Origin of the sequence: Neobacillus rhizosphaerae, assembly GCF_937468385.1 — a bacterium.
GTDB classification, from domain to species: Bacteria; Bacillota; Bacilli; order Bacillales; family Cytobacillaceae; genus Neobacillus; species Neobacillus rhizosphaerae.
The window spans coordinates 26,926-38,226 of record NZ_CALBWS010000009.1; the positions used below are offsets into that span (position 1 = coordinate 26,926).

At 40.3% G+C, this 11,301-nt stretch carries 9 protein-coding genes and 4 tRNA genes; all 13 read left to right on the top strand.

Translation table 11 applies throughout. The features are described 5' to 3' along the window. The first annotated feature begins 41 nt into the window (after window positions 1-41). The 13 genes from ssb (at window position 42) to yycF (ending at window position 11,301) form a co-directional block, all read left to right on the top strand. Window positions 42-566 (top strand): single-stranded DNA-binding protein, encoded by a 525-nt coding sequence (gene ssb, locus M5A78_RS09140; protein WP_248734972.1) that lies wholly within the window; start codon window positions 42-44, stop codon window positions 564-566. Between the two features lie 47 nt (window positions 567-613). After that, complete coding sequence (gene rpsR, locus M5A78_RS09145) at window positions 614-853, top strand: 30S ribosomal protein S18 (RefSeq protein WP_024030263.1); 240 nt, start codon at window positions 614-616, stop codon at window positions 851-853. Between the two features lie 120 nt (window positions 854-973). After that, on the top strand, window positions 974-1,906 hold the full coding sequence (locus tag M5A78_RS09150) for a YybS family protein (RefSeq protein ID WP_248734973.1): 933 nt from the start codon (window positions 974-976) through the stop codon (window positions 1,904-1,906). Window positions 1,907-1,931: 25 nt separating this feature from the next. Continuing rightward, a complete protein-coding gene (locus M5A78_RS09155; RefSeq protein ID WP_248734974.1) occupies window positions 1,932-3,905 on the top strand; it encodes a DHH family phosphoesterase in 1,974 nt (657 codons plus the stop codon). Next, window positions 3,902-4,348, top strand: coding sequence for a 50S ribosomal protein L9 (gene rplI, locus M5A78_RS09160; RefSeq protein ID WP_248734975.1), 447 nt, complete (start codon window positions 3,902-3,904; stop codon window positions 4,346-4,348). The genes M5A78_RS09155 and rplI overlap by 4 nt, the downstream gene beginning before the upstream one ends. Before the next feature lie 171 nt (window positions 4,349-4,519). Continuing rightward, window positions 4,520-5,875 carry a replicative DNA helicase gene (dnaB, locus tag M5A78_RS09165; RefSeq protein ID WP_248734976.1) on the top strand — a complete coding sequence of 452 codons (1,356 nt, stop codon included), beginning with the start codon at window positions 4,520-4,522 and terminating at the stop codon, window positions 5,873-5,875. A gap of 545 nt (window positions 5,876-6,420) precedes the next feature. Next, a complete protein-coding gene (locus tag M5A78_RS09170) occupies window positions 6,421-7,713 on the top strand; it encodes an adenylosuccinate synthase (protein WP_248734977.1) in 1,293 nt (430 codons plus the stop codon). 414 nt (window positions 7,714-8,127) lie between these two features. Then, a tRNA-Lys gene (locus M5A78_RS09175) sits at window positions 8,128-8,203 on the top strand. A 13-nt stretch (window positions 8,204-8,216) separates the two neighbouring features. Continuing rightward, window positions 8,217-8,288: transfer RNA gene (locus tag M5A78_RS09180), tRNA-Glu, on the top strand. 8 nt (window positions 8,289-8,296) lie between these two features. Beyond that, window positions 8,297-8,373, top strand: a tRNA-Asp gene (locus M5A78_RS09185). A gap of 7 nt (window positions 8,374-8,380) precedes the next feature. After that, a tRNA-Phe gene (locus tag M5A78_RS09190) sits at window positions 8,381-8,453 on the top strand. Window positions 8,454-8,865: 412 nt separating this feature from the next. Continuing rightward, the gene (locus tag M5A78_RS09195) at window positions 8,866-10,314 is read left to right on the top strand and encodes a M23 family metallopeptidase (RefSeq protein WP_248734978.1); all 1,449 of its coding nucleotides are present in this window, start codon (window positions 8,866-8,868) and stop codon (window positions 10,312-10,314) included. A gap of 276 nt (window positions 10,315-10,590) precedes the next feature. Continuing rightward, window positions 10,591-11,301 carry a response regulator YycF gene (gene yycF / locus M5A78_RS09200; RefSeq protein ID WP_248734979.1) on the top strand — a complete coding sequence of 237 codons (711 nt, stop codon included), beginning with the start codon at window positions 10,591-10,593 and terminating at the stop codon, window positions 11,299-11,301.

The following is an 11,301-nucleotide window of genomic DNA, read 5'->3' on the forward strand; positions in this document are numbered from 1 at the left end:
TCACGTGAAACATTTTGCCAAAAGAAGAGGAGTTGATTCTGATGATGAATCGTGTCGTGCTTGTCGGTCGTTTAACAAAAGACCCTGAACTGCGTTATACGCCAAATGGGGTTCCTGTTGCTACTTTTACGTTAGCAGTTAACCGCACATTTTCAAATCAGCAAGGTGAACGTGAAGCAGATTTTATTAACTGCGTTATTTGGCGTAAACCTGCTGAGAATGTTGCAAACTTCTTGAAAAAAGGCAGCTTAGCAGGTGTTGACGGTCGGATTCAAACCCGCAACTATGAAGGACAAGATGGTAAACGTGTATACGTTACAGAGGTTCAGGCAGAAAGTGTTCAATTTCTAGAACCAAAATCATCTGGTGGTGGCGGAAGAAGCAACGATTCTTACGGAACTCCTCCAGGGGAACCACAAGGTGGTGGGAACCCATATGGAGGCGGTAATCAGAATCAACGCCAAAATCAGAATCAAAACCAAAACAAAGGGTTTACCCGAATGGATGAAGATCCATTTGCCGGAAATGGTCAAATTGACATCTCTGATGACGATCTACCATTTTAAAAGAACCTTATTGAACGGATAATAACTTGATAAAGGAGGGAATTTTCATGGCAGGAGGACGTAAAGGCGGTCGCGCAAAGCGCCGTAAAGTATGTTATTTCACAGCAAATGGCATCTCTCGCATTGATTATAAAGATGTAGATTTACTTAAAAAATTCATCTCTGAGCGTGGAAAGATTTTACCACGTCGTGTAACTGGTACAAGCGCAAAATATCAACGTAAACTAACAGTTGCAATCAAACGTGCACGTCAAATGGCATTATTACCATTCGTGGCTGGAGAATAATAAAGCGATAAGGCAGTAGGGGCACCCGCCCTTGCTGCCTTTTTTCTTTTAAATAAGTTGAATCGAGGCCCATATCTAGCTAAAATAGGGAGATAGGTGTAGAAAAATAGAGGTGAAAATGTGAAGAATGTACGCAAACTAACAGAGGGCGCTATCCTATTGGCGGCATTTACTGTTCTGTTATTAATCACCATTTACATACCGATTATCGGTTCCTTTTTAAATATGCTCTTACCGCTGCCGTTCATGTTGTTTTCGGCAAAAAACAGCGTGAAAAATATTGCGGCTTTTTTCTTAGCTGCAATCATTCTTTCGTTCATAGCAGGTTCGTTTTTAGGGCTCGGATTCATGTTGCTTTACGGGGTAATCGGAGTTGTCATTGGGTTTATGCTGCAAAAAAATAAGAGTCGGACAACGATATTAATTTCAAGCTCACTTATCTTTATGGCGGGTCTGGTCATCTATTATGTCGTTTCTGTTGCCTTTTTGCAGGTGAATATCATTCAGGAGCTTAAGGTAGCGTTAAATGAGGGGGTCATAAATTCCCAGGATATGCTAAAATCGATGGGGAAAGAAGACCAAATTGAACTTTTGAACAAGAAGATAAAAATGATTGAAACGCTTGCACCGTACTTTTTGATTATGTTATCAATTATGGGTACTTTTATTATCCAATGGGTCAATTTTCCGATTCTAAAGCGATTTGGTGTAAAGGTTGAGCCATGGGGAAGTTTTCGGAATCTTTCACTGCCAAGAAGCCTTTTATGGTACTATTTAATTGCTATTGGAGTGGATATTTTGGTGCATCCAGAGCAAGGAACCTATTTATATACAGTTGTCATCAATGCAAGGTATATTTTGGAGATGTTTTTACTGTTTCAAGGCTTTGCCTTTATCTTTTACATTTTTCATCAAAGGTCTATTGCCAAGGGTTTTACCTTCCTTCTGGTAATTCTTGCTTTCATGATACCAATTATTCATTATATAATATTGTTATTAGGGATTATGGATTTAGGATTTGATTATCGAAAGCGTTTTGAAAAGAAAGAGTAAGACTTGTGACTAGGAGCTGAAAACTTTGCCTGCATTTTTAGAAAAGCGGTCAATACGTTATCCCTTTTACGGGTTAATAGGCGTTACAGTGGTACTGCTCATTGTCCTGTCCTTATATAATTGGATATTAAGTGTAGCCGGGTTGTTATTAATGTTTTTCCCCATCTACTATATGTTTGTCATCGACCAGCGCCAAAGGGAGGAAATGGAGGAGTATATTTCGACTCTTTCTTACCGGGTAAAAAGAGTTGGCGAAGAAGCACTCTTGGGGATGCCCATCGGGATTATGCTTATTAATGATGAGTATTATATTGAATGGACAAATCCGTTTCTATCCTCTTGTTTTGATGAGGACACGATTGTCGGAAGATCACTTTATGATTTAGCGGACACTTTGATTCCGTTAATTAAGCAGGAGGTAGAGACGGAAATCATTACCCTGCATGACCGAAAATTCCGCGTTATCCATAAACGCGAGGAGCGGCTTTTATACTTTTTTGATGTAACGGAACAACAAGAAATTGAGAAAATGTATCATGATGAACGGACGGTTATTGCTACTATCTTTTTAGACAATTATGATGACTTAACACAGGGAATGGACGACCAAATGCGTGGTAGCATCAATAATTTAGTAACGTCCATTCTGAATAAGTGGGCAACTGATAATGGCATTTTCTTGAAACGGGTTTCCTCGGAACGATTTATTGCTGTTTTTAGCGAAGGAATTCTCCATATGCTTGAAAGAGGGAAATTTACCATCCTCGATGAGATTAGAGAAATGACCACTAAGGAGAATGTCTCGTTTACCTTAAGTATTGGGGTTGGGACAGGCGTCTCCTCCTTACCTGAATTAGGTATCCTAGCACAATCAAGTCTCGATTTGGCCCTAGGTAGGGGCGGAGATCAAGTAGCGATTAAGCTGCCAAATGGAAAAGTGAAGTTCTTTGGTGGCAAAACAAATCCAATTGAAAAACGGACAAGAGTTAGAGCAAGGGTCATCTCCCATGCCTTGAGGGATTTAATTACCGCAAGTGATAAAGTTATTATAATGGGCCATAAAAACCCTGACATGGATTCGATTGGCTCAAGCATCGGTATTAATAAGGTAGCACAAATGAACCAAAAGGAAGCCTATATCGTTGTGAACATGCAGGAAATGGACAACGGTGTAAGGCGGCTTATGGAAGAAATTCGTCATCAGGAGCACTTATTTTCTCACTTTATCAGCCCAGAAGAAGCACTTGAGATTGTATCTGATAAGACACTGCTAGTTGTCGTTGACACCCATAAACCGTCTATGGTTATGGAAGAGCGACTGCTAAATAAAATTGATCATGTTGTGGTTATTGACCATCATCGTCGCGGTGAAGACTTTATTTCCAATCCATTGCTCGTTTATATGGAGCCATATGCCTCCTCTACCTCGGAGTTAGTAACAGAGTTTTTGGAATATCAGCCGAAACGAGGTAAAATTGAGATGATCGAAGCGACTGCACTTTTAGCAGGAATCATCGTCGATACAAAAAGCTTTTCATTACGAACCGGCTCAAGAACCTTTGATGCAGCCTCTTACCTCAGGGCACACGGTGCCGATACTGTTCTCGTTCAAAAGTTTTTGAAAGAGGACGTGGATACATATATAAGAAGATCCAAGCTGATTGAATCAGTCTCCTTTTATCGTGATGGAATTGCGATTGCCAAGGGAACTGAACATCAGCATAATGATCAGGTCATTATTGCTCAAGCAGCTGATACACTATTAACCATGGATGGTGTGCTTGCGTCCTTTGTTATTTCAAAACGGAGTGAAGAGGTTATTGGTATCAGTGCACGTTCCCTCGGGAATATCAATGTCCAGGTGATTATGGAAAGTCTAAAAGGCGGTGGTCACCTGACAAATGCAGCCACACAGCTGACGGGCCTGTCAATTGAAGAAACGGATGCCCAATTAAAGATAGCGATTGATGATTATTTTGAAGGAGTGAAAAAAGAATGAAAGTAATATTTCTTAAGGATGTAAAAGGAAAAGGCAAAAAAGGCGAAGTCAAGAATGTAGCAGATGGTTATGCCCATAACTTCTTAATCAAGCAAGGATTAGCGGTTGAAGCAAATAATGCTAGTATCAGTTCATTAGATGCACAAAAGAAGAAACAGGATCGAGCTGCTGCTGAAGAATTAGCTGAAGCGAAAAAGCTGAAAGAAACATTGGACCAAATTACTGTGGAATTATCTGCGAAGGCAGGCGAAGGTGGTAGATTGTTTGGTTCGATTACAACCAAGCAAATTGCTGAAGAACTGCATAAGAAGCATGGTATTAAAATTGATAAGCGGAAAATGGAATTAGCAGATGGGATTCGTTCACTTGGCCACACAAAGGTCCCGGTAAAGCTGCATCATGAAGTTACAGCAACATTAACCGTCTCAGTGAAAGAAATTTAAAAATCAAGAATAAAATTTGCCAGTGCGAAATTAAGGATAAACATGATAGAATGTTAAAAGTAAGCTATGGAATGTGATCGGTTTAAGGCTGGTCACTTTTTTCTTTTTGGGATATGATATTTTTATACGTTTAAAATAAAGCATCCTTCTAAATAGGAGGTTTTTGATATTATGAGTGATTTATACGCGGATCGTATGCCGCCACAAAATATTGAAGCCGAACAAGCGGTTTTAGGAGCAATATTTTTAGAACCCTCTGCTCTCACTTTGGCTTCTGAAATATTAATTCCTGAGGATTTTTATCGTGCCTCCCATCAAAAAATCTTCAATGTCATGTTGAAGTTAAACGATGACGGGAAAGCGGTCGACTTAATCACGGTAACAGAGGAATTGGCAGCGTCCAAGCTTATTGAAGATACTGGCGGGGTTAGTTATTTAAGCGAGCTGGCAGGATCGGTTCCTACAGCTGCAAATATTGAGTATTATGCTAGAATCGTAGAAGAAAAATCTTTACTGAGAAGGTTAATACGTACCGCAACAGAGATTGCTACTGACGGGTATTCGCGCGAGGATGAAGTCGAAGCCCTTTTAAGTGAAGCAGAAAAAAGTATCTTAGAGGTTGCGCAAAGGAAGAATGCCGGTGCCTTCCACAATATTAAAGATGTACTCGTTCGGACGTATGACAATATTGAATTAATGCATAACCGTGTCGGCGATATTACTGGGATTGCCACTGGCTTTGCTGAGCTTGACCGGATGACAGCCGGATTCCAGCGCAATGATTTAATCATCGTTGGCGCCCGTCCTTCCGTTGGTAAAACAGCCTTTGCCTTGAATATTGCCTCAAACGTTGCGACGAAAACGAGTGAAAATGTAGCGATATTCAGTCTGGAAATGGGTGCGGAGCAGCTAGTGATGCGTATGCTTTGTTCGGAAGGGAATATTGATGCACAAAGACTGCGTACTGGCTCGCTAACTGATGAGGACTGGGGCAAGCTGACGATGGCAATGGGGAGTCTCTCCAATTCAGGGATATTTATTGATGATACACCCGGTGTTCGCATCAGTGATATTCGATCAAAATGTCGGCGCTTAAAACAGGAGCACGGCTTAGGAATGATCTTAATTGATTATTTGCAGCTTATTTTAGGAAGCGGCCGATCCGGTGAAAACCGTCAACAAGAAGTATCAGAAATTTCCCGTTCTCTTAAGCAATTAGCCCGTGAACTGCAAGTGCCTGTCATTGCCCTTTCACAGCTTTCTCGTGGTGTCGAGCAGCGTCAAGATAAACGCCCTATGATGTCCGATATTCGTGAATCAGGAAGTATTGAGCAGGATGCTGATATCGTTGCCTTCTTGTATCGTGATGATTACTACGATAAGGAATCAGAGAATAAAAATATCATCGAGATTATCATTGCCAAGCAGCGTAATGGTCCGACGGGGACGGTCCAGTTGGCTTTTGTGAAGGAATATAATAAATTCGTAAACTTAGAGACACGTTATAATGATCCTCCGGGAGCGTAACGTAGATATTTTGGAGTTAGCCAGATTAAGAGGCTAGCTCTTTTTTAATGGAAAGGGATTATATTTGGTATTATTTGGATAAAAAGCCAAAACTTCAAAAAAATGAGCCAATGAAGTGCAAAAATGAGCCAATGAAGTGAAAAAATAAGCCAATGGCCCCCTAAAATGAGCCAAAACTCCAGAAAAATGAGCCAATAAAAACTAATCATAAAAAATCTTCAAATTAAGACGGCAAAAAGTAATGTTTTTCCGTAAAAAGGAAAGTTACACGGTCGAGAATTTTATTAAAATAAGAATTCCGGTAAAAAAATAGCAATATCCTCCTAAAATCATGTCTACACGGTCAAAAACTTTGTTTTGTATTTGAAATTTCCACTTCTACTAGATAATGCCTCTTCATAAATTTATAGATTACTATTTTTACGAACAAAAAATATATTTTTATATAAATCGTTCGTGTTTTGTTGATTTTTAAAGATGGAATTGATAAACTATCTAGGTGAGATTAAATTTAACTGGAAACAAAAATTTTGGAGGTGCCTTAAATGTCATCAGTAGTGGTTGTTGGTACGCAATGGGGAGACGAAGGAAAGGGAAAGATAACCGATTTTTTGTCTGAAAATGCAGAGGTAATTGCTCGTTATCAAGGTGGAAACAATGCAGGCCACACCATCAAATTTAACGGAGAAACCTACAAATTACACTTAATTCCGTCGGGGATTTTTTATAAAGAAAAGGCATGTGTTATCGGGAATGGAATGGTTGTCGATCCAAAGGCACTTGTCACTGAACTTGCTTATTTACATGAAAAAGGGATTACAACCGATAATCTGCGCATCAGCAACCGTGCCCATGTGATTCTTCCCTACCATTTAAAATTGGATGAGGTGGAAGAAGAAAGTAAGGGTGCTAATAAAATTGGCACAACGAAAAAGGGAATAGGTCCCGCCTATATGGATAAGGCAGCCCGCGTGGGAATTAGAATCGCCGATTTACTCGAACGTGACGTGTTTGAAGAAAAGCTTGAGCGGAACCTTGCTGAGAAAAACCGCTTATTTGAACGCATTTATGAGACCGCTGGCTTCACAAAAGAAGACATTTTAGAGGAGTATTTTGAGTATGGCCAGCAGATTAAGCACTATGTTTGTGATACATCTGTTGTACTGAATGATGCGTTAGATGAAGGAAAGCGCGTTCTCTTTGAAGGTGCTCAGGGTGTAATGTTAGATATCGACCAAGGCACCTATCCGTTTGTCACCTCGTCGAATCCAGTTGCTGGGGGAGTAACAATTGGTTCCGGTGTTGGTCCTTCGAAAATTACCCATGTCGTTGGAGTGTGTAAGGCGTACACTTCCCGCGTTGGTGATGGTCCCTTCCCAACGGAATTAAATGATGAAACAGGTAATCGAATTCGTGAAGTCGGACGTGAATACGGTACAACCACAGGACGTCCTCGCCGTGTTGGCTGGTTTGACAGCGTCGTCGTCCGCCATGCTCGCCGGGTCAGCGGTTTAACAGACCTATCTCTTAATTCGATTGATGTATTAACGGGGATTGAAACATTGCGAATATGTACAGCTTATCGCTATAAAGGTGAATTAATTACAGAATATCCAGCAAGCTTAAAGGTATTAGCGGAGTGTGAACCTGTCTATGAAGAACTACCAGGCTGGACAGAGGATATTACAGGAGTTAAATCACTAGATGAATTGCCTGTCAATGCGCGCCACTATGTTGAACGAGTAACGCAACTTACCGGGGTTCCTTTAACCACCTTCTCAGTTGGACCGGATCGTAATCAAACAAATGTCGTCCGTAGCCCTTGGAGACAAATATAATACATGATTTGAAGCCCTCAATTTGAGGGCTTTCAATTTTATTAAAAAAATTTTAAAAAAGTGTTGCTTAGTTTTGATATTCCATGATATTATAAAAAGCGTCGTCACAATACGACAAATTATTAGGTACGAGCCATTAGCTCAGTTGGTAGAGCACGATCGAGTAAGCTTCCATGAAACAGCATCAGGGCACACGCTGAGCTGCTGCTTGAATAAGCTTACTGAGGTGTGGGCATCCGGCGAAATCAAAGATTAGGGAATCATTTTAGTACGAGCCATTAGCTCAGTTGGTAGAGCACGATCGAATAAGCTTCCATGAAACAGCATCAGGGCACACGCCGAGCTGCTGCTTGAATAAGCTTTCTGAGGCGTGGGCATCCGGCGAAATCAAAGATTAGTGAATCATTTTAGTACGAGCCATTAGCTCAGTTGGTAGAGCATCTGACTTTTAATCAGAGGGTCGAAGGTTCGAGTCCTTCATGGCTCACCATTTATAATAATATGGCCCCTTGGTCAAGCGGTTAAGACACCGCCCTTTCACGGCGGTAACACGGGTTCGAATCCCGTAGGGGTCATTGGTTTTGGTCTGGTAGTTCAGTTGGTTAGAATGCCTGCCTGTCACGCAGGAGGTCGCGGGTTCGAGTCCCGTCCAGACCGCCACTATAGTGGCTCAGTAGCTCAGTCGGTAGAGCAAAGGACTGAAAATCCTTGTGTCGGCGGTTCGATTCCGTCCTGAGCCATTCCAAAAAGAAGTATGCAAACGCATGCTTCTTTTTTTTTTATCTTATTATCAGTTAATGTTGTTACGGAAATGAAATAAAAGAACCATTATTTTACAAATAATCGCGATATTATGTCCTATTTTGTAAAATATGAATCTACTACTCTAGACCTAGCAGAAACCTTGATTTAATAGGGATTATCCACTATTTTTTCAAAAAATAACATAATAAAAATATGAAATTTCTACTAGTATATTTCAAATAAAAGTAGGAAAATGTCAGTAATTATACATTTTTGTTACATTATAGAGACTATTAAACTTTTTAAATAAAATTATGATAAAGTAAAGGAGGTCTAAAATTCTGGGAAATTCTTTAATAGTCAAAAGCTCTAAATTAAGAGGGTTTTACCGTGGTTTAGGAGGAAACAATGTTATTTTCAAATAAAAGGTCAAAGTCAAAAAGATTTTTATTTTTAAAAACTGCCGTTATTACTACCATGGCTGCTTCTGTTATTGCCTTTAGTAACGGTCCAGTTGCACTTGCCACCTCATCAAAGTTAACGACCGTCTATCATGTCTATCTTAATGGTACATACATTGGAAATGTCACTGATAAAGAGGTCATCGATAAACTAGTTACTGAAAAAGTAGATACAGCTAAGAATACCTTCAAGGATGTCAATTTAAAAATTGGTCCGCAGGTTCAATACATACCTGAACAGGTTTTTCGATCTACAGCAAATAATCAAGAAACCGTTCAAAACATTAAGAACTCATTCCAACTCCAAGCCGAGGCATCTGCTATCGTCATCGACGGTACACCAGTGGTTTACTTGGATAATAAAGAAACAGCCGAACAAGTAATTAAGAATTTAAAGTTGCAATATGTGACTGAGCAACAATTAAATGAACTTGAGGCAAGAAAGGCTACAACTGATACAACATTACCACCATTAAAAGAAAATGAAACTCGTATATTAGACGTTCGATTATCGAAAAATGTTTCAATTGAAGAAGAAAATATTACCCCCGACAAAATTATGTCTGCAGCAGATGCCATTACCTTTTTACAAAAAGGTACGTTAGAAGAAAAGAAATATGTAATCCAAGAAGGCGATGTTCTCGAAACGATTGCTCATGATCACGGGCTGAAGATGGCTAATATCTTGGCATTAAACCCAGGTCTTACTGAGGAAACACTCTTAAAAATTGGTCAGGAATTAAATATTACGGTTCCGCAAGCCTTTGTTGAGGTCGCAGTTGACAAAGAAGTGAACCAAAAAGAAACCATTGCATTTGCAAATGAAGTGGTTGAAGAATCATCAATGCCAAAGGGCGAGACAAAAGAAAAACAAAAAGGTCAAAATGGATCTCGCTCCGTGACCTATTCAATGACTGAACAAAATGGTGTAACCGTTAAGAAGGATAAATCAAGTGAACAAATCCTACAGCAGCCTGTCAATCATATTGTTATCAAAGGAACAAAAGCGATCCCTTCCCGTGGTGAAGGAAGCTTCGCCTGGCCAACTGTAGGGGGTTATGTTTCTAGTCAAATGGGCTATCGCTGGAACAAAATGCACAAAGGAATTGATATTGCCAGACCAAGCAATAAGACCATAAAGGCCGCAGATAATGGCATTGTTGTCTCTGCTGGCTGGGATGGCGGCTATGGGAATAAAGTGGTCATTGATCATCAAAATGGCTTCCGCACTTTATATGGCCATATGTCATCGTTAAATGTAAAGGTTGGCCAAACCGTTTCAAAAGGCACAGCTATCGGAATTATGGGTTCTACAGGTGATGCCACAGGCGTCCACTTACACTTCGAAGTGTACAAAAATGGCAGCTTGGTAAACCCGCTATCATATTTAAGATAAAGTGGAACTTCCATCAGTGGAGGGCTCGCTGCCCGTTAATGTGGGATAATATTGAATGGAAAGTCTCTAGTTGTTGTTGCTACTAGAGGCTTTATTTTTTTACTTCGAGAACTGTTCAGCTCCAGGCGCCTTCCGCTTTTCTTATTTCCAATGCTGCCAATTGCTAGTTATAGGTGAATTTAACTGAAAACAGTGGTAAAGTAAAATAGACTAGGTATGAATTTAAACAACTGCTTTTGATTGTATAGATCAATTTTATTAAAAAGGAGAAATGGTATGGAGAAAAAGATTCTTGTCGTCGATGACGAAAAGCCGATTGCAGATATTTTACAGTTTAACTTAAAAAAAGAAGGATACGTTGTCTATTGTGCCTATGATGGGAACGAAGCACTCCAATTGGTTGAAGAAATCCAGCCTGACCTAATCCTCTTAGATATTATGCTTCCACTAAGGGACGGGATGGAAGTTTGCCGAGAAATCCGTAAAAAATACGAGATGCCGATTATTATGCTGACAGCAAAGGATTCTGAAATTGATAAAGTGCTTGGACTAGAACTTGGTGCAGATGATTATGTGACAAAGCCATTCAGTACAAGGGAATTAATTGCCCGAGTAAAAGCGAATTTGCGCCGGCACCAACAAATTCTGACCCAGCCGGAAAACGAGAACGAAACGAATGAAATTGAAATCGGCTCGCTTGTGATTCATCCAGATGCTTATGTCGTTTCAAAGCGCGGTGAGACCATAGAGCTTACGCATCGGGAGTTTGAACTGCTCTACTATTTAGCGAAGCATATTGGACAAGTCATGACCAGAGAGCACCTCTTGCAGACCGTATGGGGTTACGATTATTACGGAGATGTCAGGACAGTCGATGTAACCGTGAGACGGCTGCGTGAAAAAATTGAGGATAGCCCGAGCCATCCCACTTGGATTGTCACCAGGCGCGGGGTTGGATATTACTTGCGCAATCCCGAACAGGAGTAA